At 72.6% G+C, this 26,730-nt stretch carries 30 protein-coding genes and 1 pseudogene; 14 read left to right on the forward strand and 17 right to left on the reverse strand.

Annotated features, from left to right (window positions below; translation table 11 throughout):
• The 3 genes from AB0L65_RS50710 to AB0L65_RS50720 all read left to right on the forward strand — a co-directional run bounded on the left by AB0L65_RS50710 (position 1) and on the right by AB0L65_RS50720 (position 1,816).
• A complete protein-coding gene (locus AB0L65_RS50710) occupies positions 1-366 on the forward strand; it encodes a MerR family transcriptional regulator (RefSeq protein WP_364262227.1) in 366 nt (121 codons plus the stop codon).
• 154 nt (positions 367-520) lie between these two features.
• Positions 521-850: a hypothetical protein gene (locus AB0L65_RS50715; protein WP_364262230.1), complete on the forward strand. Its 330-nt coding sequence runs from the start codon at positions 521-523 to the stop codon at positions 848-850.
• A gap of 132 nt (positions 851-982) precedes the next feature.
• The gene (locus AB0L65_RS50720; RefSeq protein ID WP_364262233.1) at positions 983-1,816 is read left to right on the forward strand and encodes an aminoglycoside phosphotransferase family protein; all 834 of its coding nucleotides are present in this window, start codon (positions 983-985) and stop codon (positions 1,814-1,816) included.
• 240 nt (positions 1,817-2,056) lie between these two features.
• On the opposite strand, the gene AB0L65_RS50725 is transcribed toward AB0L65_RS50720, so the two are convergent.
• Genes AB0L65_RS50725 through AB0L65_RS50740 form a run of 4 tightly spaced genes read right to left on the reverse strand, consistent with a single transcriptional unit; the run spans position 2,057 to position 6,046 of the window.
• Positions 2,057-2,977, reverse strand: coding sequence for a hypothetical protein (locus AB0L65_RS50725; RefSeq protein WP_364262236.1), 921 nt, complete (start codon positions 2,975-2,977; stop codon positions 2,057-2,059).
• Complete coding sequence (locus AB0L65_RS50730) at positions 2,974-4,050, reverse strand: hypothetical protein (RefSeq protein ID WP_364262238.1); 1,077 nt, start codon at positions 4,048-4,050, stop codon at positions 2,974-2,976. Before AB0L65_RS50730 ends, AB0L65_RS50725 begins: the two co-directional genes overlap by 4 nt.
• Complete coding sequence (locus AB0L65_RS50735; protein WP_364262241.1) at positions 4,047-4,505, reverse strand: DUF4188 domain-containing protein; 459 nt, start codon at positions 4,503-4,505, stop codon at positions 4,047-4,049. The genes AB0L65_RS50730 and AB0L65_RS50735 overlap by 4 nt, the downstream gene beginning before the upstream one ends.
• Positions 4,502-6,046 carry a phenylacetate--CoA ligase family protein gene (locus tag AB0L65_RS50740; RefSeq protein WP_364262244.1) on the reverse strand — a complete coding sequence of 515 codons (1,545 nt, stop codon included), beginning with the start codon at positions 6,044-6,046 and terminating at the stop codon, positions 4,502-4,504. Before AB0L65_RS50740 ends, AB0L65_RS50735 begins: the two co-directional genes overlap by 4 nt.
• Before the next feature lie 105 nt (positions 6,047-6,151).
• Between AB0L65_RS50740 and AB0L65_RS50745 the strand changes: the two genes are divergently transcribed.
• Genes AB0L65_RS50745 through AB0L65_RS50755 form a run of 3 tightly spaced genes read left to right on the forward strand, consistent with a single transcriptional unit; the run spans position 6,152 to position 7,087 of the window.
• Positions 6,152-6,544 carry a helix-turn-helix domain-containing protein gene (locus AB0L65_RS50745; protein WP_364262247.1) on the forward strand — a complete coding sequence of 131 codons (393 nt, stop codon included), beginning with the start codon at positions 6,152-6,154 and terminating at the stop codon, positions 6,542-6,544.
• On the forward strand, positions 6,541-6,726 hold the full coding sequence (locus AB0L65_RS50750; protein ID WP_364262249.1) for a hypothetical protein: 186 nt from the start codon (positions 6,541-6,543) through the stop codon (positions 6,724-6,726). The genes AB0L65_RS50745 and AB0L65_RS50750 overlap by 4 nt, the downstream gene beginning before the upstream one ends.
• Positions 6,719-7,087, forward strand: coding sequence for a DUF4180 domain-containing protein (locus AB0L65_RS50755; protein WP_350727383.1), 369 nt, complete (start codon positions 6,719-6,721; stop codon positions 7,085-7,087). Before AB0L65_RS50750 ends, AB0L65_RS50755 begins: the two co-directional genes overlap by 8 nt.
• Before the next feature lie 22 nt (positions 7,088-7,109).
• On the opposite strand, the gene AB0L65_RS50760 is transcribed toward AB0L65_RS50755, so the two are convergent.
• Together AB0L65_RS50760 and AB0L65_RS50765 are read right to left on the reverse strand one after the other, a co-directional pair.
• Positions 7,110-7,928, reverse strand: coding sequence for an LLM class flavin-dependent oxidoreductase (locus tag AB0L65_RS50760; protein ID WP_364262252.1), 819 nt, complete (start codon positions 7,926-7,928; stop codon positions 7,110-7,112).
• 41 nt (positions 7,929-7,969) lie between these two features.
• Positions 7,970-8,788 carry a nucleotidyltransferase domain-containing protein gene (locus AB0L65_RS50765; RefSeq protein WP_364262255.1) on the reverse strand — a complete coding sequence of 273 codons (819 nt, stop codon included), beginning with the start codon at positions 8,786-8,788 and terminating at the stop codon, positions 7,970-7,972.
• 57 nt (positions 8,789-8,845) lie between these two features.
• On the opposite strand from AB0L65_RS50765, the gene AB0L65_RS50770 reads away from it, so the two are divergent.
• Positions 8,846-9,328: a metallophosphoesterase family protein gene (locus tag AB0L65_RS50770; protein ID WP_364262258.1), complete on the forward strand. Its 483-nt coding sequence runs from the start codon at positions 8,846-8,848 to the stop codon at positions 9,326-9,328.
• A 236-nt stretch (positions 9,329-9,564) separates the two neighbouring features.
• Positions 9,565-10,854, forward strand: a complete 1,290-nt coding sequence (locus tag AB0L65_RS50775) for an FAD-binding protein (RefSeq protein WP_364262261.1) — start codon at positions 9,565-9,567, stop codon at positions 10,852-10,854.
• Between the two features lie 10 nt (positions 10,855-10,864).
• On the opposite strand, the gene AB0L65_RS50780 is transcribed toward AB0L65_RS50775, so the two are convergent.
• On the reverse strand, positions 10,865-11,464 hold the full coding sequence (locus AB0L65_RS50780) for a helix-turn-helix domain-containing protein (RefSeq protein ID WP_364262264.1): 600 nt from the start codon (positions 11,462-11,464) through the stop codon (positions 10,865-10,867).
• Between the two features lie 95 nt (positions 11,465-11,559).
• Between AB0L65_RS50780 and AB0L65_RS50785 the strand changes: the two genes are divergently transcribed.
• The gene (locus AB0L65_RS50785; RefSeq protein WP_364262267.1) at positions 11,560-12,525 is read left to right on the forward strand and encodes an NADP-dependent oxidoreductase; all 966 of its coding nucleotides are present in this window, start codon (positions 11,560-11,562) and stop codon (positions 12,523-12,525) included.
• A 26-nt stretch (positions 12,526-12,551) separates the two neighbouring features.
• Positions 12,552-13,211 (forward strand): transcriptional repressor LexA, encoded by a 660-nt coding sequence (gene lexA, locus AB0L65_RS50790; protein ID WP_363971419.1) that lies wholly within the window; start codon positions 12,552-12,554, stop codon positions 13,209-13,211.
• A 9-nt stretch (positions 13,212-13,220) separates the two neighbouring features.
• On the opposite strand, the gene AB0L65_RS50795 is transcribed toward lexA, so the two are convergent.
• Positions 13,221-14,105 (reverse strand): NAD(P)H-binding protein, encoded by an 885-nt coding sequence (locus tag AB0L65_RS50795; protein WP_364262270.1) that lies wholly within the window; start codon positions 14,103-14,105, stop codon positions 13,221-13,223.
• A 107-nt stretch (positions 14,106-14,212) separates the two neighbouring features.
• Here AB0L65_RS50795 and AB0L65_RS50800 point away from each other — a divergent pair, with 107 nt between their 5' ends.
• On the forward strand, positions 14,213-15,121 hold the full coding sequence (locus AB0L65_RS50800) for a LysR family transcriptional regulator (RefSeq protein ID WP_364262273.1): 909 nt from the start codon (positions 14,213-14,215) through the stop codon (positions 15,119-15,121).
• An 18-nt stretch (positions 15,122-15,139) separates the two neighbouring features.
• Here the strand turns inward: AB0L65_RS50800 and AB0L65_RS50805 are convergent, their stop codons facing one another.
• The 4 genes and pseudogenes from AB0L65_RS50805 to AB0L65_RS50820 all read right to left on the reverse strand — a co-directional run bounded on the left by AB0L65_RS50805 (position 15,140) and on the right by AB0L65_RS50820 (position 18,297).
• Positions 15,140-16,861 (reverse strand): FAD/NAD(P)-binding protein, encoded by a 1,722-nt coding sequence (locus tag AB0L65_RS50805; protein ID WP_364262276.1) that lies wholly within the window; start codon positions 16,859-16,861, stop codon positions 15,140-15,142.
• A gap of 163 nt (positions 16,862-17,024) precedes the next feature.
• Complete coding sequence (locus tag AB0L65_RS50810) at positions 17,025-17,285, reverse strand: DUF1206 domain-containing protein (RefSeq protein ID WP_364262420.1); 261 nt, start codon at positions 17,283-17,285, stop codon at positions 17,025-17,027.
• 39 nt (positions 17,286-17,324) lie between these two features.
• A pseudogene (locus tag AB0L65_RS50815) lies at positions 17,325-17,666 on the reverse strand (DUF1206 domain-containing protein); the annotation flags it as partial.
• A gap of 94 nt (positions 17,667-17,760) precedes the next feature.
• Positions 17,761-18,297 (reverse strand): DUF3592 domain-containing protein, encoded by a 537-nt coding sequence (locus AB0L65_RS50820; RefSeq protein ID WP_364262279.1) that lies wholly within the window; start codon positions 18,295-18,297, stop codon positions 17,761-17,763.
• Positions 18,298-18,440: 143 nt separating this feature from the next.
• On the opposite strand from AB0L65_RS50820, the gene AB0L65_RS50825 reads away from it, so the two are divergent.
• Positions 18,441-19,133, forward strand: a complete 693-nt coding sequence (locus AB0L65_RS50825) for a hypothetical protein (RefSeq protein ID WP_364262282.1) — start codon at positions 18,441-18,443, stop codon at positions 19,131-19,133.
• Here AB0L65_RS50825 and AB0L65_RS50830 read toward each other — a convergent pair.
• Positions 19,114-20,337, reverse strand: a complete 1,224-nt coding sequence (locus tag AB0L65_RS50830; protein WP_364262285.1) for a hypothetical protein — start codon at positions 20,335-20,337, stop codon at positions 19,114-19,116. The two genes, AB0L65_RS50825 and AB0L65_RS50830, sit on opposite strands and share 20 nt — an antisense overlap.
• Positions 20,338-20,420: 83 nt before the next feature.
• Between AB0L65_RS50830 and AB0L65_RS50835 the strand changes: the two genes are divergently transcribed.
• A complete protein-coding gene (locus AB0L65_RS50835; protein WP_364262288.1) occupies positions 20,421-21,347 on the forward strand; it encodes a hypothetical protein in 927 nt (308 codons plus the stop codon).
• 3 nt (positions 21,348-21,350) lie between these two features.
• Entirely contained in the window at positions 21,351-22,196 is an 846-nt protein-coding gene (locus tag AB0L65_RS50840; protein WP_364262291.1) for a hypothetical protein, read from the forward strand.
• An 878-nt stretch (positions 22,197-23,074) separates the two neighbouring features.
• On the opposite strand, the gene AB0L65_RS50845 is transcribed toward AB0L65_RS50840, so the two are convergent.
• The 4 genes from AB0L65_RS50845 to AB0L65_RS50860 form a co-directional block, all read right to left on the reverse strand.
• Complete coding sequence (locus AB0L65_RS50845) at positions 23,075-24,160, reverse strand: hypothetical protein (RefSeq protein ID WP_364262294.1); 1,086 nt, start codon at positions 24,158-24,160, stop codon at positions 23,075-23,077.
• On the reverse strand, positions 24,153-24,728 hold the full coding sequence (locus AB0L65_RS50850) for an IS607 family transposase (protein WP_364262297.1): 576 nt from the start codon (positions 24,726-24,728) through the stop codon (positions 24,153-24,155). Before AB0L65_RS50850 ends, AB0L65_RS50845 begins: the two co-directional genes overlap by 8 nt.
• A gap of 342 nt (positions 24,729-25,070) precedes the next feature.
• Positions 25,071-25,973, reverse strand: a complete 903-nt coding sequence (locus AB0L65_RS50855; protein ID WP_364262300.1) for a lysophospholipid acyltransferase family protein — start codon at positions 25,971-25,973, stop codon at positions 25,071-25,073.
• Positions 25,970-26,686 carry a GNAT family N-acyltransferase gene (locus AB0L65_RS50860; protein WP_364262303.1) on the reverse strand — a complete coding sequence of 239 codons (717 nt, stop codon included), beginning with the start codon at positions 26,684-26,686 and terminating at the stop codon, positions 25,970-25,972. Before AB0L65_RS50860 ends, AB0L65_RS50855 begins: the two co-directional genes overlap by 4 nt.
• Positions 26,687-26,730: the final 44 nt, after the last annotated feature.

Consider the following 26,730-nt stretch of genomic DNA (forward strand, 5'->3'; position numbering starts at 1 on the left):
GTGAGAATCGGTGAACTGTCGCGACTGACGGGCGTGCCGACCCGCATGCTCCGCTACTACGAGGAGCAGGACCTCCTCCACCCGGAGCGCGCCGACAACGGCTACCGCCATTATCCGGAGCCGGCCGTCTACCAGGTTCAGCAGATCCGCGGCCTGCTCGACTCCGGGCTCACCACGGAGATTATCCGCCGCATCCTGCCGTTCCTGAACAAGCCCGACGAGATCCACCTGCATCCGCAGTGCCTCACCCCGGAGCTGGCCGACCTCCTGGAGGCCGAGGCCGACCGCATCCAGCAGCGCATCGAGTGCCTCTCCCGCAACCGCGACGCGATCCACGCGTACCTGGCGGCCGTGCGATCTTCCTGAGCCCGGCGCCTTTACAATGTAGATCACTTGTGCATCCGAGTTACTGATCAACGGCGGCCTGTTGATCGAAAACGGGGTGTGGCGCTGCACCTGCCCTCCAAGATCGCTACGTATAGTGATCTCCGATGTCACTTCGTGATTACAGGGGGAGATCATGAGGAATAGCCTCATCGCCGTCGGCGGTGCGCTACTCGCCGCGACCGCACTGTACGGAAGCGCCACGCCCGCCACGGCCGACGACGACGGGAAGCACCACAACTCGAAGCACTGCGGCCTCGGGGTGGGCGACGACATTACCTATCACCACGTCACCGACCACGGCGTGTTCGCCGGGACCCGCAAGACCAAGGCCTGCAAGGACGACGGCGGCGCCGGCTGGGACTGGTCGTGGGACCCCCACTGGCATCACCGCAACTGGCCCACCAGCGGCAACGGCAACTGGGCCGGCTCCTGGCCCGATCACGGCTTCCACCACGACGACTGATCAAGCCCCGCATCACGCGCTCGTCCCGGTGCCCGCCACACAGGCACCGGGACGAGCGCGTTCAGGCGCTCGCCGCCGTGCCTTCCCCCGGCCGGTTCGGCGTTCCGGGGACGTTGCCGCCATCCTGGGGCGATGGATGATCCACTGAGCTGGTTGGCCCAGGACGCCGAGTCAGGGCCTCTCCCCGTCCGCGAGGGGCAGTTCCATCGGGTCATGATGGGCTCGGACCGGGTCGTGTGCCTGCCCCGCACCGAGGCGGCGGCTGCCCGGCTGCCGCAGCGGGCGGCCATGCTGCGTGTGCTCGCCGGGCTCGGTCTCGGCTTCCGCATACCCCGGCCGCTGTTCGAAGGCGCGGGCGAGGCGCCGTACCTGGTGCTCAGCCGCGTCCCCGGCGCGCCGCTGGAGGACGGCGCGCTCGACGACCCGGCGGTGGCCGGGGCGGTTGCGGAGCAGTACGCCGAGCTGCTGGCCGCGCTGGCCCGGGCGGGGGCCGACGAGCGGGCGCGGGCGGCGCTGCCGTGGACGCCGGAGGATCGGTGGCGGCGGTTCGAGGCGGATGTCCGCGCCGAGTTGTTCGGGCTCATGTCGGACGGCGGACGCCGGCGGGCCGAGCGGGAGCTCGCCGCGGCCGCTGGTCTCCCCCACGTCGCCACGGCGGTGGCGCACGGTGACCTCGGCGCCGAGAACGTGCTGTGGGAGATCGACGGCGGGCTGCCCCGGCTCAGCGGCGTGATCGACTGGGACGAGGCCACCATCGGCGACCCCGCCGAGGACCTCGCCGCCATCGGGGCCGGCCACGGCGACGCGTTCCTGGACCGGGTGCTCGCGCTGGGCGGCTGGGCCGGCGACGAGACGGCGGCCCGCATCGCCGCCATCCGCGGCACGTTCGCCCTGCAACAGGCGCTTGACGCCCACCGGGACGGCGACGTGGAACAACTTGCGGACGGCCTGACCGCCTACCGCTGAGCGCCACCGCACGGTCCATCCGAGGGGCCGCTACCCGACCCACCGCTCGCCCCGCCCGCGGGCTGGCCGCCGCCCTCGCGCACCACAGGCGGCAGGCGGCAAACCGCAGACGGCTCAGGCATCCGGGGAGGCGGCTGAGGGCCGGAGGGCCGGGCGACCGAAGGAGCGGGGAACACGGAGGCGCGGGAAGCCGGAGGGGCAGGGAAGCGGGAGGCACGGGAGGCCGGAGGGGTTGGGTGGTCAGGGGCGGAGGCGGGAGGAGGGGGTGGTGGGGGAGGTCGGGCGGCCGACACGGGCCACGTGGAGGAGGGTTCGGGGGTCCGTGACACCCAGCCGGTCCGCGAGGACCTGCCTGGTCGGCTCGCAGTCGATGATCTGGCTCAGCGGGTGCGTGGCATAGCCGTGGGCGGACAGGGTGAGCCAGTGGCGCATCAGCACGCGCCCCATCTCCAGCTCGTCCTCGACCGCCCCCACCAGCACCAGGACGTCCCCGTCGTAGTCGAGCAGATCACGCGAGGCCCCGGCCAGCACCCTCGGGAGGCCCAGGGGACGCAGGGCCGGGTAGAGGGCCAGCGAGGCGCGCAGGCCGATGGCCTCCGCCCTGCTGAGGGACAGGGCCCGGTCGGTGAGGCCGTCGAGCAGGTAGCGGCGGTGGCGGCGGGTGAGCCGCAGCCAGGCGCGCAGCTCCCGCGTCACCTCCTGGTCGCCGAACTGGTGCAGGTCGGCCGCGTGCAGCAGGTCCGCGAGGTCGCGGCAGGCCAGCCGCCGCATCCCGGTGAGCTCGGCGACCAGCGGGTCCGGCAGGCGTCCCGGGTGGTACTCGCCGCGGTTGGCGCCGCGCGCCCGGACGTCCGCCGTCGTGAAGGGCGTCCGGTACGGCTGCGCGGCGGCGTACAGAACGCCCACCCGGTGCGGACCCGGATCGGGACGGAAGCCGACCGGCAGACCGGCGTCGGCGCAGACGATCAGGCAGCACTCCACGAACGCGCCCAGGCTCAGGCGCAGGTCGCGGCCCGTGGGGTCGCTGATGGGCAGGGCGCGTGAGGGGTCCCAGCCGACCTCGGCCCCGTCGGCCGTGTAGGTGAGGGTCCAGGGCTGGGTGTTGTGGGCGCTGGGGGCACGCCAGAAGTCCGGCTCCAGCGGCCGCAGCCGGTCTTTCACGCCGTCAGGCCCTTCTCGTAGAACGTGTAGCCGTGCAGGGGGCGGCCGCCCATCGCGGTGTACTGGGCGGCGGAGCCGGGGTTCGTGCGCTCGACGTACGTGCTGCGCAGCGCCCGGTAGCCGCCCCGGCGCAGCCCCTCGTGCAGCTCCCGGGACAGCAGCCGCATGTAGCCGTGGCCCTGCTCCCCGGGGACCGTGCCCTTGATGATGAGCACGGCCTCGCTGCGGTAGCGGGACCGAGTGGCGAGCAGGCGGAGCTGGTTCAGCAGGTGGAGATTGCCACGAATTTTCGCGATAAATCGCGAAATGTCGGGCAAGCACAGCACGAACGCGATCGGCCGCTCCTCCTTCGTCAGGTACAGCAGCAACGACTCGTCCAGCAGGTACGCCAGCCCGTCCGTCTGTGCCGCGAGCTGCTCCGCCGAGATCTCCGTGTAGTAGCCGAGCTGCGCGAAGCTGGCGTTCAGCATCTCCCGCAGGATCGGCAGTTGCTCCGCCACCCGCCGCCGGTCGCCCCGATGCACGCGCAGCCCCTCGGCCGCGATCCGCCCGTCGTCGAACGCGAACACCGGCTCCTCCGGCACCGGGCAGATCCAGGTGTCGGACTCGAAGCGACGGGCGAAGCCGCACGCCTCGTACGCGACCGGATAGTACGGGTGGTTCCAGGCGCTGTCGATGAAGCCGCGCTCGTCGAAACCGGCGGTGATGACCCCGCCCGCCTGGTTGGGCAGCAGCGACACCGGCCCGAACACCGCCTCCTTCCCGGCGCCGCGCCCGGCCGCGAGGATGCCGTCGAACAGCTCCTCCGCCGCCTCCTCCGCGAACTCGGTCAGCCCGAACAGCTGCGTGGCCCGGCCCAGCTTGGCGTCCAGCGCGGCGTCGGTGTGCAGGGTGGTCCGCGCGACCACCCGCCCGCGCCGCCTGAGCAGGAACAGCCGCACCCCTTGCCGATGCCACGCGCGTACCTGCGCGTGCAGCGGCGGGATGAAGCGCGGCTCGCCCGCGTAGACGCGGTCGGTCAGCGCGAGGAAGTCGCGCAGGTCGCGGCGGCTCTCGACGGGATGCAGCGTCACCCGCGCCTCACCCGGGGACCTTCGCCGTCCCCCGCGGACAGCTCCGTGGACAGCGGGGTGAACGTCTCGATGTGGGCCATCGGCCCGCCCTCCGCGCGCCAGACCCCGTTGCTGTAGCCCTCGGGCTCGGCGTTGTAGAGCCGGATGTAGCCGCCGGTGGCGTTCTTGGTGCCGTCCGTCACCCACTGCATGAGCTTGCGGTGGTGGCGGCTGCGGGCGAAGCGCAGCAGCGCGTCGCGGTCCTCGAAGAACGCGAGCGTGCCCAGCGTGAACGGGAATTCCCAGTAGACCTTGTGCCAGCAGTAGCCGCGCATCCGCTTCATGTCCCGCACCATGCGGAACCAGGTCAGGGTGAGCGTGACTATCGACAGCGGCCCCCGGTAGCGGGTCGCGCCGACGAACATCGCCGTCGCCCGCCCCTGCGCCGGGGCCTTGCTGAAGTCCGTGGTCCTCATGCGTCCTTCACCAGGTAGACGTTCTTCATCTTCGTGAGCCCGGCGAACGGCCCCTCGCCCGGGTCGAAGACCTTGACGCGCAGGTCGGCGGCCGTCGGGTCCTCCTTGAGCGACTCGGCGAAGTCGCGCGAGACGGCGCTGAGGTGGGCGACCACGCCCTTGCGGCAGATCTCGGCGAGTTCGTCGCGGCCGGCGGCGTCAGGGCCGCGCAGCTCGATGTTGATCACCGGGCGGTACTCCAGGCCCGGCAGCTCCTCCAGCGACAGGCAGAACCGGTTGATCGCGGCCGCGTACGGGTTGCCCTGGTAGAGGCCGTACTCGACGTCCTGCGGATACAGGTTGGCCCCCATGTAGGAGATCGTCGAGTCCTTGCGGCCGAACAGGAACAGCAGCGGCAGGTTCATCCGCTCGTCGGTCCACGCGCGCTCGTATGCGTCGGCGCCGAGCGCCCGCCTGACGTCGGCGAGGGTGTGCAGCCTGGCCTCGTCGCCGACGTTGTAGCGCAGCTTGGGCTGCAGGCAGCTCTTGGTGTTGATGGTGCACAGCAGCTCGCCCGCGCCGTTGACCTCCAGGAACGTCTCCAGCGGGTTGTAGTGGAAGATCATCGGCAGCCGCTGCTCCCCCGGCCCGAGTAACAGCTCGCGCAGCCGCCGGTCGGTGGCCAGGCGCTTGCGCAGCCACACGCTGAACCCGCTCTCCGCGCCCATCCCGATCGTCAGGTCGCTGGCGCCGTAACCGGAGCGGACCTCCTCGAAGCGCTCCTCCAGGTAGTCGCGCAGCGCCTCGGTCATGCCCTCGCCGCCGACCATGCCGCGGATGCGGTAGTCCCGCCACGGGAAGCCGCTCTCGTCCAGGCGGTCGCGCAGGTGCTTGAGGAACGGCGGGTACGCGGCCACCACGTAGTCGTAGCCGGGCCCGAAGTGCTCCAGCGTGTCGGCGATCTTCTCCAGGTCGGGGCCGGTGTTCTTGACCATCGCCACGCGCGCCATGGCGGTGCCCGTGGTGGTGCCGGTGGCCCAGGCGCCCATCGAGTACGCGTTGATCACGAACAGCCGCTTGCCGGGGAAGACCAGCTCGATGTAGCCGGCCGCGTTGCGGTAGATGCCCTTGAGCTCGCGTGGCCCGCGTACCCAGTTGTACGGCTTGCCGCTGGACCCCGACGACTCGTCCACGATCACGCCGGGCCGGTGCAGCCTGCCCTCCTGGCAGCGGCTCTCCTCGTCGTACACGGCGGCGTAGTTCTGCTTGCTGGTCTCGGGGAAGTCCGCCAGCCTCCTGGCGTGCCCGGCGCCGTTCGCCCCCAGGAAGTGCCGGTAGGCGGGCACGTCCACGGCGGCGAACTGGCAGGCCAGCCTGGCGTGCCGGGCCGCCAGCCAGTCGAAGGCCGGGTGGTAGCTCCGGGCGACAAACCGCCAGATGGCGGGGTGCATCGCGCCCAGCCGGTACGCGCCGGTCAGGGACCAGGAGTAGGCCTGGAGGCGGGCCCTCCGCCAGCGCTGGCGGGGGGTGAGCGGCCCGAGAGCCGGGCTGAGGCGGGTCATGAACGGTGAGACTAGTGGGCCGAATAGAAGATCGCTTTACGCCCACTTTCACCCGCTTTATGCATTCCCTATTCTTCCCTATCCTGTGCCATCATAGGGAGCGATATGGAGCATTACACCGTCGAACAGGTGGCGGCCCTGCTGGGGTTGCACGTCAAGACCGTCCGCAACTACGTGCGCGACGGGCGGCTGCCTGCCGTGCGCATCGGCAAGCAGTACCGGATCGCCAAGGAGGACCTGGCGGCCTTCACCGGCACGCCGCCCGTCACGCCCCGCCGCGCGGAGGCGTCGAGCATCGTGCAGGTCGACGGCATCGCCAGGAGCGACATGGACCGGGTCAGCACGATGGTCCTGGGGTCGCTGGCGAGCCGGCCCCATGGCCTGCGCGTGGAGTTCGTCTACGACGAGGAACGCGAGCACCTGAAGGTCATCGTGCTGGGCACGCTGGAGGAGAGCGCCCAGGTCCTGAGGATCATCGACGCGCTGGTGAGGGAGTGAGGCCCGTAGTCGCGATCTACGCCTCCCCGGAGGGCGCGCGGGCCGTCGAGCGGCGCTACCGGGAGCTCCTCGAGCGCTGGCCGGTGCCGTACGAGCACGTACGGCTCCTGCCCGGCACCGGCCACCTGCTCCCCGCCCACACTCAAGAGATCATGGACTTCCTGGAGACCGCACATGCTTGACGACCGCGTATACGTCTGCGAGCCGCACGGCGAGCCGCTGCGCGAGACCCGCGACGCGCTCGACCTGCTCGGCGAGGCCTTCGGCAGGGGCGCGAGCTGGGTGGCCGTCCCCGCCGGGCGGCTGCACGACGACTTCTTCGCGCTGCGCACGGGCGTGGCGGGCGAGATCGCGCAGAAGTTCGTCAACTACCGCGTCGGCCTGGCCGTCGTGGGGGACATCTCCCGCTTCACCGCCGCCAGCTCGGCGCTGCGCGACTGGGTGTTCGAGTCGAACCGGGGCGGGCACATCTGGTTCGTCGGCGACCTGGAGGAGCTGGCGGCGCGGCTGCCGGCTCGCGAGGATCCCGCGAGCCGGCCCTGAGGCGAGCCTGCTCTGAGGCGCCTCAGGTGCGGCGGGCGGCCACGGCGGCGAGCATCTCCCAGGCCGCCTCCGGGTGCAGCGTCTCGTCCGGGTCCGAGTGGAACGGGTCGAGGACGACCGTCTCCGCGCCGAGCAGCCGCAGCTCCTCCAGGTCGGCCATGACCTGCTCGATCGTGCCCTCGCCCGCGCGCCGCTCCGCCGGCGGCGCGTCGGTGACGCGCAGCAGGATCCTGGGCGTCAGGGCGGGCACCGGCCGGCCCTCCTCGGCGGCGATCTCCTTCAGGCGTGACCAGTTCTCGCGCAGCCAGGGGAGGGTGCTCCTGAGCGGGTGCCACCCATCGCCGTAGCGCACCGCCCTGCGCAGCCCCGCCTCGCTGCCGCCGCCGACCCAGATCGGCACGCCGCCGGAACGGTAGTCGGCCTCGTCGGCCCAGGCGGCGCGGATGGCGGCGAGGTATTCGTCGGTCACCTTGCCGCGCCGCTCGTACACCGCCCCGAGCGCCTCGAACTCCTGCCGCGCCCACCCGATCCCCACGCCCAGCACCAGCCGCCCGCCGCTGAGGTCGTTGAGGTTGGCCGCCATGCGGGCGGTGAGCAGCGGGTGGCGGTACGGCACGATGAGCACCGTGGTGCCGAGCCCGATCCGGGTGGTGGAGCCGGCGAGCCAGGCCAGAGTCGTGAACGGCTCGTAGAACGGCGCGGGATACTGCTTGGCGACGTCTGAGGTGATGGCCACATGGTCGGAGACCATGAGCAGGTCGTATCCGAGCCCCTCGACGGTCTGCGCCCAGCTGCGCAGCACGTCAGGGTTGGTGCCGGGGCCGAAATTGGGAACATTCACGCCTATTCGCACCGGGTCAGGCTATCCCAGCGATCATCGCTTCAGCCGCAGGCGGCACGCACGTCCGCCATGAGGCCCGCCGCGGCGTCGATCGTCCGGGCGATCTCCTCCGGGGTGCGCCCCACCTCCGCCAGCAGCGCCTGGGCCCGCTCGCCGAAGCCGGGCGGGGCCGAGGGGAGCCGGGCGGCCGCGGCGACCATGCCCTTCTCGTTGATCAGCCAGGCGCCGTCGGCGGCGTGCAGGGCATGGCAGGCGACGCCGACGGCGCGGAAGAGCGCACCGGCCGCGTACGCCGGGTCCTGGCCCTTGGCGCCGTAGCCGCCGATCATCAGGGCGAAGTCGGCCTCCCACAACCCGCCGATCAGCGCCTGGCGCAGCGCGGGCGGGTATTCGTCCGCGACCTCCCGCCGCAGGGCGGCGAGCTCGCCGGTGGGGTCGGCCAGGACCTGGCACAGGGCGACCTCGCCGGCGTAGGCGTGGGAGTAGAAGCCGAGAGGGTGTCCGGGCTGGAAGCCGATCTCGTAACGGCCCTGGCGGCAGTCGTCCCAGACGCGGTGGACGCGGTCGAGGTCGCGGTAGATCCAGTCGACCCGCAGGCCGTCCACGGTGAGCCAGCCGCCGCCGTCCACCCACGGCCCCCAGCCGCCCGGCTCGGTCACCTCGGTCGGCTCGCCCGTCACCTCCCGTGCCAGGGCCCGCAGGCCGGCCACGTCGAGCGGGCCCCGGTAGTAGAGGCCGAGGTCGATGTCGGAGTCCGGCCGGTGCGTGCCGCGCGCCCGGCTCCCGCCCAGGACGACGGCCACCACCCCGGACACTTCGACCAGTCGGGCGGCTATGGCGTGAATGTCCGGCTCCTGCACGGGTCGATCTTAGAGCGAGGCGAGGTACCGCGAGCGTGGAGCGGGCAGGGAAGGGTCGTGAGAGTCGTCGCGCTGTCGGACACGCACGCGCCCAGGCGCTGGCGTTCCTGCCCGCCCCGCGTCGCCGCGCACCTGCGCGGCGCGGACGTCATCCTGCACGCGGGCGACGTCTGCGTGGCCTCCGTGCTGGACGAACTGGCCGCGTACGCCCCCGTCCACGTCGTGAAGGGCAACAACGACGGCCCGGACGTGGTGGCGCCGGAGACGCTGGAGCTGACCCTGGACGGGCTGCGGATCGGCATGATCCACGACAGCGGCCCGGCCAAGGGGCGCCTCGACCGCCTGCGGCGCCGCTTCCCCCAGGCGGACCTGGTCGTCTTCGGCCACTCCCACATCCCGCTGGACGAGTCGGGCGACGGCCTGCGCATCTTCAACCCCGGCTCCCCCACCGACCGCCGCCGCCAGCCGCACGGCACGCTGGGCCTGCTCACCATCGAGAACGGCGTCCTGACCGCCGCCGAGATCGTACCCGTCACCTGACCGCGCCGAGGACGGCGGATCAGCCCGGCCGTACGACCGTCGGTGTAGTACGGGGGGCGGCGGCGCGCGTGCCCCTACGTCCCGCGGCGTACCGGAGACGGAGACGGCGGGCGGATTCTGTCACTGCCGCTTGCGAGGATCCTCGGGACTTAAGGGCCGCGGTAAGCCGACGGGAATGAAGCCGTAAGCGCCCTCCAGCACAGTGATCCCAGATCACAGGAGAGAAGGGCCGAGAGATGAGCCAGCCGTACACCATCCAGGACGAGATCACGCTCCCCGGGTTCGCGGGGACCGTCCACCTGCCGGGCGAGGCCGGGTACGAGGAGCTGCGCCGCTCGCTCAACCCGCGCGTGGACGCCCACCCGGCCCTGGTGGCCGAGGCGTACGGCGTGGCCGACCTGCGCGGCGCGCTGCTGGCGGCGCGGCAGCACGGGGTGCCGTTCGCGGTGCAGGCGACCGGGCATGGCACGCACGACGCGTGCGACGGCGGCGTCCTGGTCAGGACCTCCCCCATGGCCTCGGTCCTGGTGGACCCGGACCGGCGGATCGCCCGGGTGGGGCCGGGGGCGCTCTGGGGCGAGGTGGTCGCGGCCGCCGCGCCGTTCGGGCTGGCGCCGCTGTCGGGGTCGTCGCCGTCGGTCGGCGTCACCGGCTACACGCTCGGCGGCGGGCTCGGGTGGCTGGCGCGCAAGCACGGGTTCGCGGCCGACAGCGTGGTGCGCGCCGAGGTGCTGCTGGCCGACGGCCGGCACGTCGTGGCGAGCGCGGACAGCCACCCCGAGCTGTTCTGGGCGCTGCGCGGCGGCGGTGGCGGGTTCGGCGTCGTCACCTCGCTGGAGTTCCGTCTCCACCCGGTCGAGCGGGTGTTCTCGGGGTTCGCGTACTTCCCGATCGAGGCGGCGGCCGAGACGCTGACCGCGTACCGGAGCTGGATCGAGGACGCCCCCGACGAGATCAGCACGGCGGTGGTGCTCAGGCGGATGCCCGAGGACGCGCCGGAGGCGGTGCGCGGCAGGCACGTCGTCATGGTCAAGGTGGTGCACGCCGGCGAGGCCGAGGAGGCCAGGCGGCTGCTCGCGCCGCTGTGGCGGGCGGCCGGACCGGCGCTGCTGGACGAGACGCGCCCCAGCACGTACGCGGCCACCTCCATGGGCGGCACGCCCAACCGGCACATGGACATGTTCGAGACGGTGCCCGACGAGGTGATCGGCACGCTGGTGCGGGCCGCGGAGCACGCGCAGACCGTGGAGATCCGCCACTGGGGCGGCGCGATGGCCCGCCCCGGCCAGGACGCCGGCCCGGTCAGCCACCGCGGCACGAAGCTGTCGGTCATCGTGGACACCGTCGTGCCGGGGCTGGCGGAGGAGCTGCGCCCGTACGCCAACGGCGGCACGTTCCTCAACTTCCTGGCCGACCCGGCGAGGACGGCGGCGGCGTTCACGACCGGTGACTTCCGGCGGCTGCGCGAGGTCAAGCGCGCCTACGACCCGGACGGCTTCTTCCGCGTCGGTCACGTCACCCGTTGATCGAGCGGGTTCATGACCGCGCGGTGAGGCCGGACATGACGATCGCGAAGAGGTGGTCGCGGCGCGAGGCGAGGGACGGCGCCTGGTCGGTGATCCAGCTGAGCGCGTTGGCCAGCGCGAACACGTCCGTCCCGTCGACGTCGGCCCGGATGCGCCCGGCCGCCTGGGCGCGTTCCAGGAGATGGCCGGCCGCCGAGCGCATCGCCGCGCACGAGGCGTGCAGCGGGGACTCCTCGTCGTTGATCGTGGCCATCATCGACGCGGCCAGCCCCCGGTAGGCCGCCGCACCTCCGATGAGGTCCTCCAGGAACGCCACCAGCGCCTCGTACGGCGCCTCGCTCTCGCCCAGGGCCTGCGCCCGCGCGGCGAGCCGGTCGAAGCTCTGCCGCAGCAGCGCCTCCAGCAGCGCCTCCCGGGTGGGGAAATGCCGGTAGAGCGTCCCGAGCCCGACCTGCGCGCGCCGGGCGATGTCGCGCAGGGACGCCTCGGTCCCCTGCTCCTCGACGACGACCCGCGCCACGGCGAGGATGCGCTCCCGGTTGCGCCGCGCGTCGGCGCGCAGCTCGGGGGAGGTTTTCGGCGCGGCGGTATCCGGTGATTCGCCCGGCATGCCCGGTCCTTCCGTTGACAAGTGGAGCAGTGCTCCAGTTATGATCCGGAGCACTGCTCCGAATCATATCGGAGCCGATTCCGTTGGGAGAATCCATGCCCGCGACCATGCATGCCGTGCGCCTCCACGCTCCGGGTGGCCCGGAGGTGCTCGTGTACGAGGAGATCGCCCGGCCCGAGCCGGGACCCGGCGAGGTCCTGGTCCGCGTCCACGCCGCCGGGCTGAACCCGCCGGACTGGTACGCCCGGAAGGGCTTCGCCAACATCCCCGAGGGCAAGCGGCCGGAGCTGCCCCTGCCGTACACGCCGGGGACCGACGTGTCGGGCGTCGTGGCCGCGCTCGGGCCCGGCGTCAGCGAGTGGCAGGTGGGTGACGAGGTGTTCGGCCTGCTCCGCTTCCCGAGCCTGGGGGCCCGGGCGTACGCCGAGTACACCACCTCGCCCGCCGGGGACCTCGCCAGGAAGCCCGAATCGGTCGATCACCTGCGGGCGGCGGGCGTGCCGATGGCGGGGCTCACGGCGTACCAGTTCCTGTTCGACTACATCAAGCTCGAGCCCGGCAGCCGGGTGCTCGTGAACGGCGCGGCCGGCGGCGTGGGGCACTTCGCCGCGCAACTCGCCATTGACGCCGGCTGCCACGTGATCGGCGTCGCCTCCGGGCGTCATGAGGCGTTTCTGAAGGATCTGGGGGTGGCCGAGTTCGTCGACTACACGCGGGTCGCCGTCGGGGAGGTGGTCCGGGATGTGGACTACGTGCTCGACGCCGTCGGCGGGCCCCAGGCGTACCGGCTGCTGCCCGCGATCAGGGACGGCGGCGTCTACAGCCCCGTCTTCCTCGGGGAGTACGGCGAGGAGGAGATGGCCCGGCGGGGCATCGAGAAGCGCGGGGGCCAGGTGCGCTCGGACGGGGCGCAGATGGGGGAGCTGGCCCGGCTGATGGACGAGGGCCGCCTCCGGGTCGGCGTCGACTCCGTCTTCCCGCTCCGGGACGCGGCCAAGGCGCACGAACGGGCCGAACAGGGTCACATCCAGGGCAAGATCGTGTTGCAGGTGACCGCCTAGCCGGGCCTGCCTCTAGCATTTCGCAGGTGACCACCTTCGACGATCCTGACGCGTTCGAGTATCTGGACTTCTCGGCCCTGCCGCCGCGCCAGCAGCGGATCCTGGCCATGATCCGCGACTGGGTGGTCAGGTACGGCTATCCCCCGGGCACGCGCGAGATCGGCCACGCGGTCGGGCTGCGGTCGTCCTCCTCGGTGTCGAAGCACCTGAAGAGCCTGGAGGAGAAGGGGTTCCTGCGCCGGGGCGCGACCATGACCCGGCCGATCGACGTACGCCTGTTCCTGCGGGCTTCGGCGCCGGAGCCCGCCGGCGACGTGGTGAGCGTGCCCGTGGTCGGCGACATCGCCGCGGGCACCCCCATCCTGGCCGACGAGCACGTGGACGACACGCTGACCCTGCCCCGCGACCTCACCGGGCGCGGCACCGTGTTCGCCCTGCGCGTGCGGGGCGATTCGATGATCGACGCCGCGATCTGCGACGGCGACATGGTCGTGGTGCGGCAGCAGCCCGAGGCCCACTCGGGCCAGATCGTCGCCGCCATGATCGACGGCGAGGCCACGGTCAAGGTGTTCCGCCGGCGCGGCGGGCACGTCTTCCTCGAACCGCGCAACCCCGCCTACGACGTCATCGACGGCGACGGCGCCGTGGTGCTGGGCATCGTGGTCTCGGTCCTGCGCAGCGTGTGAGCACCCCCGTCAGGCGAGGACGACCGGCTTGAGCACGTCCTCGCACCACTGGCGGAAGCTGGTGGGGGTGCTCGTCCGAGGGGTGCGGACGGCGCCGTTGTCGAGGCCGGCGTCCTTGGCCAGCGCCATGTCGAGCATTCCCTGGGCCATCACTTCGGCCATCCCCGACCCCACCAGCCCGGCCTTGAACGCTTCGCCCGACAACCGCTCGAAGCGGATCGGGCGGCTCAGCACCTCGGACATGATCCGCGCCATGTCCTCGAAGGAGAGGTCCTCGGGGCCGAGCACCGGGACCTCCTCGACACCGCTCCAGGTGTCGTCGAGCAGCAGGCCGGCGGCGACCGCGGCGATGTCGCGGGTGGCGCAGCTCGGAGCCCTGTGGTCGCCGGAGATCGGCGAGGTGAACATGGACCGGTTCCTGATCAGCTCGGCCTGGCGCAGCAGGTTGTCCATGAACGAGGGCATCGCCAGCGCCCGGTAGCTCACGCCCGTGCTCGCGATCAGGTCGTCCATGGCGAGGGACGCCGTCACGTACCCGGCGTTCCCGGCCACCGCCGTCCCGCGGCCCAGGGCCGAGACTCCGACCACCCGCTCGACCCCCTGGGCCGTGATGGCCTCGCACGCGGGCCGGCTGAAGCCGGCGTAGGCGGCATCGACGCTCGCGGAGCGAGGGTCGGACGGCACCAGCCAGAAGACGGTGCGGGCGCCGGCGAACGCCTTGGTGACCACGTCGAGCTCGCGGTGCGAGCCCTCGACGACCTCGGCGTACGCGCGCACGGCGGCGGGCAGCCGGTCGGGCTCGCGCGCGATCACCCGGGTGGGCGCGCCGGCGGCCATGAGGCGGTCGAGGACCTGGCGGCCGATCTTACCGGTGGGCGTAGTGACGACGATCATGAAAACCCCTGGAGGAAAGTATGTGGCGGGAAGAACGAGAGCCCAGTCAACCCGGCGCCGCGGCAGACCTGAAGGACCGATTCGATCACCATTGATACTGTCGAGGTATGAATGACCTGGAGGTCCGGCAGCTCCGCTTCTTCGTGGCCGTCGCCGAGGAGCTGCACTTCGGGCGCGCGGCGGAGCGGCTCGGCATGGCGCAGCCGCCGCTGTCCCGCGCGATCCGGGCCCTGGAGCGGCAGCTGGGCGTGCCGCTGCTGGTGCGCACCACGCGCCACGTCGCGCTCACCCCCGCCGGCGAGACCCTGCTGCGCGACGCCCGGATCGCGCTCGACGCGGTGACCGCGGCCGCCCGGCGGGCCCGGCACGCCGGGCGGTCCGATCCCGTGCTGCGCCTGGCGCTGAAGGCCGACTACGACGGCGGGCTGCTGCCGCGGATCCTCGCCGCGTACCGGAGCGAGGCGGCCGCCCTCCCGGTGGAGCTCGTGCTGGGCGGGAAGGGGGAGCAGCTGGCGGCCCTGCACGACGGCCGCGCGGACGTCGCCCTGGTGCCCGCTCCCCTTGACGAACCCCTTGACGCACGTGGCCTGGACGTCGAACTGCTGCTGACCGAGCCCCGGCTGGTCGCGCTGGCCGCCTCCGATCCGCTGGCCTCCCGCTCGCGCCTGCGCCTGGCCGACCTGACCGGCAGGATCCTCCCCGACGGGACACCCGCCGACGGCCGGGAAGCCTGCCCGGCGACGGCAGGGACCCGGCCGAGACGCCTGGACCTGGCAGAGATCTTCAACCTGGTCGAGGTGGGCAGCATCGTCTGGTTCCCCCCGGCCTCGGTCGCGCCGCGCCACCCCCGGCCCGGCATCGCGTACCGGATCGTCAGCGACCTGACGCCGCTCACCCTCACCCTGGCCTGGCCGCACCACAGCCGCTCACCGGCCGTCGCCGCCTTCGTCCGCACGGCCGCCGCCACTGCCACTCACTCGGTGGACGCACCGGAACCCCAGCCCGCCCCGAGCTGAACGACGCCCGCCGCTCCGCTACGCCGCCGGGCGGAGGCGGGCGGCGGTCGTGACGCTCAGGAGGGTGCGGGCCAGGGCGTCCGTCTGGCGGAACAGCGGGGCGTCGACGCCCGGGCGGGCGAAGCCGGCCGTGCCGGGGCCGCCCGCCGTCCACGGGCCGAGCGCGAAGCGGCGGGGGTGGACGGCGCCGGTGCGGGCGACGAGGCGGCGGTCCGGGAGGCGGACGTCCAGGAGGCCGGACTCCTCGCGGCACTCGCCCCGGGCGAAGAGGGAGCCGAGGAGCGGGTCGGTGCTGCGGGCCACGGTCGGCTCCGGCAACCGGGCCTCCACCAGCGCCCGCGCCTCCACCGCGCCGGGCACGCTCGTGCTGACCGCCCGCCAGAGCCCCGCCCGCTCGTCCCGCCCGACCCGGATGCCCTCGCCCAGGAACGTGACCACCCCGGCCCGCGCCAGCGCCCGCAGCTCGGCCAGCCGGGACGCGGGCGGGCCGCTGGCGAGGTAGTTGTACAGGCCCTGGAACCAGGGATCCGCCGGCACCACCCCGCGCAGCGCGTTCAGGCCGTGGATCAGGGCCAGGTCCGCGCTGTGCGCCGGGTCGGCCCGCCGCTCCAGATCGGCCGTCAGGTAGCCGCCCATCCAGCGTCCCAGCCCGGCCAGGTCGCCGAAGCGCATCCCGTGCAGCGGCCGTTCCAGCCGGTCCAGCCGCAGCCGGTCGGCGAAGCGCGGCACCGACCTGGTGATGAGCGCGCGCATCTCCTTCCCGCCCCACTCGGCCCGCTCGAAGGCGGGCTCGAACGCGTCCCAGCCGATCCGCGTGCGTGACGGGTGCCCGTTGAACAGCTCGAAGTAGTACGCGTACGCCAGCTCCTTGGCCACCGCCCGCCGCAGCTCCCCGGCAGGCGTGCCCGGGGTGACGAACCCGGGCAGGCCGGGCGGCGGCGCGGCGAGCCGGTAACCGGTCTTGGCGTGGTAGGGCACTCCCCTGCGCGACCCCACGTACAGGCGCGGCTCCGATCCGCCGGGCACGTAGTGCAGCTCGCCGCCGTGTTCGGTGAAGCGCCCGCCGCGTCCCGACGTGAGCAGCGCCAGCAGGTCGGCGAACGCCAGCCCGGCGCCCCGTACGAGCACCGGCTCCCCGGCCGGGATCACACCCGGGTCGAGGTCGGCGGCGTACCCGGCGGGGAGGTAGGACAGGCCGTGCCGGGCGGCGAAGGCGAGCTCCTCCGCCTCCGGCGGCGAGGGCAGCGCGCCCTGGTGGCCCTGCGCGAGCACCACCGCGTCCACCTCCAGCGCTCCCCCGCCGGACAGCTCCACGCGCTGGCCCCCGCGCACGTCGGCGAGGCCGACGGCGGTGGCCCGGTGCAGGCGCACCCGCACGTTGGGCGGCGCGGTCCGCATCACCTGCCCGAAGGCGAAGGAGAGATAGCGGCTGAGAACCGGGCGCGGCGCGAAGTACCCGGGCTCGCTCCCGAGCCACTCGGCCAGCGACGGCCCGGGACGGAGCGGGCCCTCGCAGCGCACCGACCGGTCGGTGAAGACCGTGATGTCGGCCGCCGCCGAGTTGGCCCACAGCAGGTCCGGCTGGCCCGCGCGCCAGACCCGGCCCGCGCCGTGCGGGTACGGGTCCACCACGTGCACGTCCAGCACGCGGTCGCCGAGCAGCTCGGGAGCGTTGGCGCAGATCCGCTCCACGACGGACGTCCCCGTGGGACCGGCCCCGATCACCGCGACAGCGCTCACCCCGACCCGCCCTCCCGTGACAATACCCACCTTAACAGTAGGGATTACGGGGAAGATCGTCAACCCGGCTGCCGCTCGACCTGAGGCAGGCAGACCGTCCAGGGCGCGAGCCTGGTCGCGTCGTTCCCGCGTTCGGGGCCGGTGAGGAACCAGTCGTCCAGCCTCATGTACGCCGCCAGCGGGCCTCTCCGAAGCAGTATCCGGCGAACAGCAGCAGCCCGAGGGCCACCACCGCCAGCAGCCAGGGCCCGGCCGGAGTGTCGGCGAACGCCCGGAGCGTGGCGTCGATGCCCCCGGCCTTGTCCGGGTCGAAGGTGACGGCCGCCTGGAGCAGGAAGACGCCGGCCAGCCCGGCGATCAGCCCGCGCGCGAGGTAGCCGGCGAGCCCGAGCCGGTCCATCACCGATCCGGCCCGCCTCGGCATCGGCCTGAGCTCCTTGCGGAACTCCTTCTTGACGCCGTACCGCAGCCAATAGACGCCGAGCGCGACGACACCGAGCCCGATCGCGCCCACGATGACCTGCCCCGCGGGCAGGTCGAGCAGCTTTCCCGTGAGGTCCTGGGTCCGCTGGTCGTCGGAGGCGGTCTCGTGCGTCAGCAGCATGGTCAGCAGCGCGGTGCACACGAACGCGTAGACCACGACCCGGCCGGCCGCCTCCGCCCGGTCCTTGAGCCCGTGGGCCCCGAAGATCGCCTCCGACGCCTGCCACAGGGTCAGGGCGGCGAACCCCACGACCATGACCCACAAGATCACGGCCCCGAACGGCAGCGACGCGACCGTGCTGATCGCCCCGCTCTTGTCGGCCTCCCGCCCGCGAGCTCGTCAAAACCGGCGAACTGCCCTGAAATGCGCGTCCTAGACCTTCACCCGGCGGGACCGGCGGATTCGAGCGTCGGGATCACTCGCCGAGGTCGAGATCGGGCGGGCAGTCGATGGGCTCGTAGGAGCCATCGGGCCGCTGCATCTCGCACTGGGTCTGCCGGTCGCCCTGCCGGTCGCTCCCCCCGGGGCCGGAGGAGGCGGAGAAGCCCGCGAAGGCCGCGAAGAAGGCCAGGCCGATGACGACGGCGACGCATCCGACGATGATCCCGCCGTAGCCCCCGCCGGGGTTGGCCGCGGGCACGGCCCTGGTCGGGTTCTGCGGGTCGTAGAGCACCTCGGTCTCGTTGCCGACGCCGAGGCCGGAGGTGGTCGCCGCTTCGGTGGTGATCTCCTGCCCCTCCAGGGTCGTGAAGGTCAGGACCGGCCGCTGCCTCGCCCTCAGGTGCTCCCCTTGCCCCGTGAACGTGGTCCGGACGTCGCTGACCACGCCCGGCACCCGCTGCGCCCGCCGGACGAACTGGCTGCTGTCGACGGTCCCCTTGATCGAGCCCAGAACGATCACAATGCCCACCGCCACGAACAGCAGCGGGAAGTACTGGAACAGATTTTCCACCGCGGATCTCCTTGGGTCGGCCTAGACATTAGAACGTCCAGGCGAGCCACAGGTTCCCGGCCGGAGATCTCGGTGGCGGCGGCGCGGAGTACCGTTGATCGACGGGCCGAGTGGCCTGGCGGCGGGACTGAACGGGGGCGGCTTTGACCGAAGGGGAGCTCGAACAGCGCTTACGCGGGCATCCGGCGGTGACCGAGTGTGTCGTGGTCGAGGGCGAGCAGCTGATCGCCTACGTCGTGGCCGATGAGACGGACCGGGTCACGGAGTTCCTGACGGAGTTGGTGCCGCGGCGGCGGCTGCCCGAGGTGGTCGCGGTCGTACCCGCGTTGCCGCGCACGCCCGAGGGCGAGATCGACGTCGCGGCGCTGCCCCTGCCGGTGGCGGAGGGGCAGCGGCCCGCGGGCGGCAAGGGCGGCGCGACCTCCGGGAGCGGGTCGATGGTGGTCGGGGGCACGCTCCTGTTCGGCTTCCTGGCTTTTTCGACCACCAACGTCCTCTGGCCCTCTTCCACCGACCTGTCCGGTGTGCCGCTGCCGTGGGCGGCACTGTTCTTCGGGCTCTACCTCTTCGAGTGCGCCTCGTTCGGGCTGGGCGTGATGGTCCTGCTGCGGGGCCGCTCGGCGCTGGCCCGGCGGGGCCGCTCCGCACCGCTGACCACGGCGGCCTGGCTGGCGCTCGCCTGGCTGCTGCTGGCGTGGTGGCCGCAGGACAACTTCTACCGCCTGGCCGCCAAGACCGACTGGCCGCAGCAGGCCGCCCTGGTCTACGGGTTCAACGTCACCCTGATGATCGCCGCGGCGGTGCTCGTCGCCTTCGTCACCGACCGACGGCGATGAACATGGCGCGGAGCGCCTCGTTGGCGGCCCGCACGGCCCGCTCCGCCTCGTCGAGCTCCCGGATCGTCCGGGCGGCGAGCGCGATCCCCAGGTAGGGAAAGGGGTCGAACGCGGCGGTCGGGATGGTGACCAGGAGGATCGCGCCGAGCTCCCGGCAGTGCGCGGCCAGCCGCGTGACGTGCTCGCGCAGCGCGGTAGACGGCAGCCGCGCGCCCAGCGGCAGGCAGTCCAGGGTGCGCACCAGGTGCCCGGCGCCGTGCAGGCCGTCCAGCGCCGTCTGAATGGTGAAGGCCGCGCAGGGTCCGGTGAGCCGCAGATTGATCTCGGTGGGCGCCAGCAGGCCCGCCCGATCGGCCACGAAGTCCACGTCGTACCAGCCGCGGTAGCCGTGACGGGCCAGTGCCGCGCCCACGTCGGCGCCGAACGCGGCCGCGGTCCGCGCCTGCCCGGCGGGCAGCGTGCCGGGTCCGACGGTGACGCCCTGGTAGCGGGTGCCGTCGATCGCCATCGCGCCCGTACCGACCGGGTGCACCTGCCCGTCGGCGGCGACGACGGCGTCGAACGTGGGGTTGGCGACGCCCGCGATGTACTCCTCCAGCAGCAGGCCGCGCACCCTGCGGGGCGGCGGGGACGTGGTCACGACCCGGGTGCCCGTCCCGCCCACTCCGTACTCGGTTTTCAGCACGTACGGCATGGCCGCCCCTCGCAGCTCCCGGCGTGCGGCAATCCGGCGCTGTGCCGCGATCCGGATCCCGCGATGGCCCGGAGCCAGCTCGCGGAAGAGCTCGTGAGAGCCGCGTTTGGACTCGAAGCGGCGGACGCACTCCAGCACCCCGGCGGGAGCGGGCCGGATCCGGTCGAACGCGGGCGTGCGGCCCCAGGACAGCACCGCCATGCCGGGCGGGACGAGCTCGGGCAGGCCCGCCAGAGCCGCCGACACCTGCCCATCCGCCGCGATCCCGCCGCATACCCGCACGTCGTCCCAGCCCAGCGTCTCGGCCAGGTGCCGAACCCACCAGTCCGGTACGGGCAGCGGCAGCACGACGAGGGCGGGCCGCGGACTGGCGAAGGCCGCCAGGCAGGAGTAGTGGTCACGCCCGGCCGGTATCCCGCCGAAGGCGGCGTTGAACTCGGCGGCGTTGCCGACATGAACGGCGGGCAGCCCACCCGTCCAGGCCTTCACCCACGACGGCTCGGCACTCATCCGGTCAGGAAATCCCATGGACCACCCGACGTGCAAGCGGCCCGCAAGCGCGCGGAAACGGCTTGTGGGGATAGTCACGGTTCGTGAGCGCGATCGTCCTCGACCCCGGCCTACCCGAGGGGCACCGCCGGCTGATGGCCACCCGGCCGGAGCTCCTGCCGCCTGCTCCCGAGCGCCCCGCCTGGGGCGGGCGGACGCCGGGTGACGTCCTGGCCGTCCTGCCTCAGTCGGCGCTGTGGGGCTTCCTCCCCCTCGTCGTCGGCCTGGCCCGCCGTGGCCGGATCGTGCTCCTCGCCGGGCTGCTGCTGCAGGGGGCCATACTCGGCGTCTGGATCCGGTACGGCTTCACGACCTTCTTCCTCGCCGGATTGGCCGTGCAGGCAGCGGCCTTCCTCGCGCTCCTGGCGCTGGCGGGCGAGTCACCCGTGGCGGGGTACGGCCGCCGCCACCGCGGCAGGTACGTGACCGCCGCGATGCTGGAGCCGCCGGACGCCGCGCTGCTGGAGCGGACGGTGGCCGCCACCGCGACGGTCCCGCGGTCCAGGCTCGATCGGGACGGCCTGCTCGACGGCATCGCCAACCGGGTGATCCTGCCCCGCCAGGAGTGGGAGATCGCCGAGACGCTGACCGAGCTGACCCGGCTGCGGCGCGAGCAGGCGGGCGCGCGGTCGGGACGTGTCACCGAGCGCATCTCCGCCATGCTCGAATCCCAGGAGGAGGCGCTCGACGTGGCGACCCGCGCGCTGGCCCGGCGGATCTCCTCCCTGGAGGAGTACGCGCGGCGTACCGAGGAGGCCGAGGAGGTGTACGCGGAGTGGCGGACCCTGCGGGACCTGGCGGATGACGGCGACGCCTACCGCGAGCTGCTCTCCAGGACCGTACGCGACGACCTGGCGGCCGGCGAGGTCGGCGAGCTGGCCGAACGCGCCGAGCGCCTCGAGGCGTCCCTGCGCGAGAGCGTCGAGCAGGCCCGGCTCGCCGGCCTCACCCTGATCCCCCGGGAGGGCTGACCCATGCCGCGCACCTCCGACCGCATGAAGCGGCTCCTGGCGCCGTTCCCCAGGTGGGTCCCGATCCTCGGCTCCGCGGTCCTCCTCGCCGAGCTCGTCATCGGCCTCCCCATGGCCGTCGGCGGCGGATCCGCCCGGGAGCCCCGTTCGATGCCGAGCCCGCCCCCGAGGGTGACGGCCGTTCCGCCGAGTCCCGCGTCCGCCGAGCCGGCGCCCACCCCCACCCCCGCGACGGCCACCCCGTCCCCGAGCGGGCTCGCGGTCACGAGGATCCCCGAGGGGAGCGTCGTCAAGCTCCCCCGCCGGCCGGGCCAGGGCTCGCCCGTGATCGGCAGGGTGACCGACCCCAAGACCGGCCTGTCGTTCGCCGAGCTGGGCTCCCCGTGGCGGCCGAGCCGCCCGATCGGCGACGGCCCCATCCAGGACGGCCGCTACAACCTCCGCCAGACGCTGCTGACCGAGACCTACGGCACGGACGGCGACCGCGAGTGGTGGGCCGACATCGACTCCCAGCACCTGTGGTCCGACCTCGACGCCGGCGACAGCCTCTACGACGCCGCCCGGGCGATGCTGGACTACAAGCAGGGCAGCGCCTTCCCCTCCGGGACGACGGGCCGCGACATCGCCTCGCAGCCGGTACGGCGTGGCTGGCTGCTCGCCCGGATGATCCGGATGCCGCCGAGCCCGGACGGCCGCAAGGCCAGGCAGGAGCTGTCGGTCGTCATCGCGGTCGACACGGGACGCCCCCGGCCCGCGATCCTGTGGATCACCATTCCCGACACGCACCGTCGCCTGTGGCCGGACGTCGACACGCTGGTGAAGTCCCTCAAGATCGTTCCCCGGCGCTGAGCCACCTGTCCCGAGCCACGACCATCACCGCCGAGCCGCGGGCCAGGCCGAAAGTCCGTTGAATGCCCTGCTACTGCCCTGGTCAGCGCTGTTTCCCGTACCGAGAACCAGTGCGGGAAACCTGAGGAGGCGGACATGGCACACACGGGATCGCGTTTGAAGAACGCCGACCATCGTCCTGAGCGCGGCCGCCCTGATGGGCGTGGCCATCGCGCTGCCGACGGGCGGGACGGCCAGCGCAGGCCAAGCGTCATCGGGCGTGGCGCTCACGGACACCTGTGGAGACGGCTCGCTGTCGGCCGACTGGTACTTCGACTCCTCGCACTACAACCGTTCCTAAAGGCTGAGCATGAGTTGCTCATGCTCAGTCGCGTGCCCCGAACGGTGCTGGGCACACTGGTCCCCCGCGTTCGCTCCGCGTCCGGGCGGCACGGATCGTGTCCGTGGTCCGGGAATGCGAGGGCGGGTTTCCTCGCGCCCCTGGGCTCCGTGTCCGGCCTGGATGGTCCGATGCCCCGCACGATCGCTCTGGTCGTGTGGGGGCGGTGCCATCCGCCGCCGAATCGGGTGCCCAAGGGCGCGTCGTCCAATGGCCACCGAAGCGGCGTCGTGCCGCGTGGTGGCCCGTTTGGTGTTGTTGAGGGGCTTCTGCCAGTGCTGGGCGCCCCACTTCGAGGTGTAGGCCGGATCGACGGCGACGATGCTGATGCCGGTCTGGTCGGCCATGGAGGTCAGCCGGGCACGGAGCCTGCCGGTGGGCATGCCGGAGATCAACTGCCTGAACCGGCGGCGTCGGCCATGCTTCTCGCGTGTCTTCTCCGCCTGAAAGTCGAGGTCTTCGACGGCGACAGCTCGCGCGCCGCAGGCTTTGGCCCAGTTCAGCAGTCGGGACAGAGCATGCCGGACCTGGGCGTCACGATGGTCGGCCGTGCCGGACAGGTCGTAGAAGAAGCGGCGCGGGCACCGATCGGGTTGCCGTGCGCATCGAGGCGCCAGGCGGCGAGGTGATCGGCGTTGGTGTCCACGCCGATCACGCCGTCAGCGAGTACGGCCTCGATCGGAATCGTCTTCGTGACGGGGAGTGTCCACGAGGCGGTCAGGTACCAGCGTCCGCGCTGTACGTCGTAGTGGATGCGGTAGGCGACGGCCCGGTCGGCCGCGATGCGGTCGGCCCACTCCTGCCCCCGGTGAGGGAAGCACACCTTCGCCGCGAGCACGTACCGGCCGTGTGGGGCGTTGGCCAGGTGCGCCAACGGTGCGGGCAGCTTGATGCCGACGTCACCGTCCTCGTTGACGCGGATGGTCTCGTTCCCGAAGCGTTTGCCGGACTCGCCGTCGGCGGCGAGGAACCAGCGCGCGGCTTCCCACCTCTGCCGCCATTCGGTCTCGGTCATGTCTGCGGCTTGGAGGTTGTGCCGGTTGCGAGCCATGCGCTTCCCGCCCCGGACCACACGCACGCGCCCGGCTTCGCGGTCGACCCGCTCGACGGCCAGCCGGTCCTCCAGCGCGTGCAAGCGGCGCGTCTTCGCGTGCCACTCCTGCCGCGAACGATAGCCGCCCGGTGCCCGCTTCGAACCGTGCTCGCCGACCGGCAGTGACAGCCGGTGCATGATCGTCCCTACCCCGGCCTCAAGGCTCTGGATGTGTGCGAGCTGGGCACGCCGGGACAGCGCCCACTGGTCGTGCGTCGCCTTCGTGATACTCCCGGCCCACCGCGACGACGACTCGCCGGTCAGCCCCTGCTTGCGCTCCGCCCACGTGTCCGTGGAGTGATCCAGACCGTCGGCGCAGCGCCGCTTGAGATCTTTGGAGGCCAGCGAGCCCAGATGCGCACCCACCGACCGCAGCACCTCCTCATCCCGCGGAGCGAGGCTCTTGAGGCGGGTGCGGATCGCGACACCGGACGGACCGAGCGCTACGAACGGCGTCCGGATCTGCCGCAGCGGCTTGTTCGCATCAGCCATGCTCAGCGGCCTCCAAAGCCTTGCGGGCACGGTTCTTCGCCGAACGGCGCCCGTACAGGCGGGCGCAGAACGACGTCAGCACCTCCACCATGTCACGCACCAGATCGTCCTCGACTTCGCCCTCGTCGAGCACGACCAGGCGGCGGCCGTGAGCGGACAGAGCCGCTTCGACGAGTTCGACGTTCAACAGGCCGAGGCGGTCCCTGTGCTCCACCACGACCGTGGTCACCGCCGGGTCGGCCAGCAGACGCGTCGCCTTGGAGCGAGCGCCGTTCATTCCGGATGCGGTTTCCGCCTCAACCCGTACGACATGGTGACCGGCCTTCGCGGCCCACTGTGACAACCGGGCAAACTGACGCTCCAGGTCGTTGTTCTGGTCGTGCGAGGAGACGCGGGCGTACAGGCCCAGGCCACCGATCGCCCCCGGGGCCGTGGCCGCGTCGATGTCCACCAGGATTGTGCGCGGCCCGACACGCTGAGCAGGCACGGGAAGCGTCCCGTTACGAAACCAGCGATACGCCGTGTGAGGAGACATCCTCTGCGCCCGCGCCCACTCAGTCAGATTCACGCAAAGACCATAACTCCACTGGAGTAACCTCATGCACGCTTACGCACACTTGACCCGCAGCTGTTCCGAACCCCAACGCGTGCGCCAAGTGCCAGGAGGCGGGCGCCAGACTCGAGGCGACAGGTATCTGGCGCGCCTACTGCAAACGGCGGTACAACCCGGCCGGCACGCTCACCCGCGTGGACCTGAGGGGGTACGGATCCGCCGCGGAAAGAGCACGGAGCCACCGGTCCCCCGACGAGGAGGGCTACTCGTCGATGATCCCCAGCTCGGTCAGCGCCGGCGTGCCCCTGCCTGCCCTCTGAGCCTCGTCTCCCGATCTCGGCCCGTACGAGGTCCCGCTCAGCGCTGATGCCTGGTGGCAGCGGCGTGGACAAGATCGTCAACGCCGGTGCGGACGCGGGCCTCGGCCATCCTGGCCAGCGCCGCGCGGGCCCCGGACCGCCTGCCTTCCAGCCGCACAGGCGGTACGGGGGCGGACAGCGTCACCTCGACGACCAGGCCGCGGGTCCCGGCCACCCGGACCATGGAGGCGAGCAGCGAGTCGTCGCCGACGTAGCTGGCGCGGGTCGAGGTCGCCGTCCCTTCGCGGTAGCGCAGCGTGGCCGGGCGGACCGCGGCGCCCGTGTCCACGGCCGCCTGGAACACCGCGGGCCGGAACCGGCCCATCCCCCGCCCGCACCACGTGGTGCCCTCGGGGAAGGCGACGACGGTGTCGCCTTCCCTGAGCGCGTCCGCGACGGCCGCCACGGCCGCGGGCAGCGCGGAGAGCCGTTCCCGGTCGATGAACAGCGCCCCCGAGCCCTTCGCCAGCGTGCGGATGACCGGCCACTCGCCGATCTCGCGCTTGGCCAGCGGCCTGGACGGCAGCGTGGCCGCGACGACCAGCGGGTCGAGCCAGGACACGTGGTTGGCCACGACCAGGGCGCCCCCGTCCGAGACGGCCGGGGCGCCGGTGACCTCGAGCCGGATCCCGAGCGCGCGCAGGAGCAGTCGCGCCCAGGCCATGGTCAGCTTCGCCCGCCACGCCGTCCGTACCCGCCCGACGAGGGACACCGGCACCCCGGCGAGCACCACGAGGAGCGCGGCGCACAGGCGGGCGACCAGGAGGAAAGGCCTGGTCGCGCGGGCGGCGGGCGCGAGGCAGGCCTGCGCGGTGCACGGGGCGAACGGGTGCCAGGGGCCGGGGGCGGCCGCCGGAGCCGGAGCGGGGATCGGGGCCAGGATGTCGACGGCCGTGTTCACAGCGGCTCTCCCAGGAAGTGGCGCAGGTAGCGGGTGTTCACGTTGGCCATCGAGAGCAGGACGAAGAAGTCGGCGGTGCCGAAGTCCCGGTCGTGTGCGGGCGCCCCGCACACCCACGACCCCAGCCGCAGGTAGCCGCGCAGGAGGGCGGGCGGCACGAACCGGTCGGAGCGCACCGCGGCCCGGGGACGCCACGGCACGCGCGGCGTGACCCGGTACTCCTCCGGCCCGAGCGGCACCCGCTCCACCACGGCGGCGGCCATCTCGCCCCCGTCGTCGAGCGGCACCGAGCAGCAGCCCGCCAGCCACTGGTGACCGCCGGAAACCATGTAGCGCGCGATGCCCGCCCACATCAGCGCGACGACCGCGCCGCCCCGGTGGTCGGGGTGCACGCACGTACGGCCCGCCTCGACCAGCCCCTTCCTGACGGGCGCGAGGTTGGCCAGGTCGAACTCGCCGTCGGAGTAGAGCCGCTCGGTGCGCCCCGGGGGAAGCAGTCGGTAGGTGCCGACGACCTCGCGGCCGTCGCGCACGAGGAGGTGGTCGCAGTACGCGTCGAACCTGTCCACGTCGAGGCCGGAGACCGGGCTGTCGAGCCGCGCCCCCATCTCCTCGGCGAAGACCTCGTGCCGCAGCCGCTGCGCGGCCTGGACGTCGGCGGGGCTGGTGGCCATGCCGATCGTGTAGCGACCGGTGTCAAGAGAGATCGTCATGGGCGCGGGTCCTTCCCTGAAAGCGTCTCACGCCTATGTCGACA

Origin of the sequence: Nonomuraea sp. NPDC052116 (assembly GCF_040680035.1) — a bacterium.
GTDB lineage: Bacteria > Actinomycetota > Actinomycetes > Streptosporangiales > Streptosporangiaceae > Nonomuraea > Nonomuraea angiospora_A.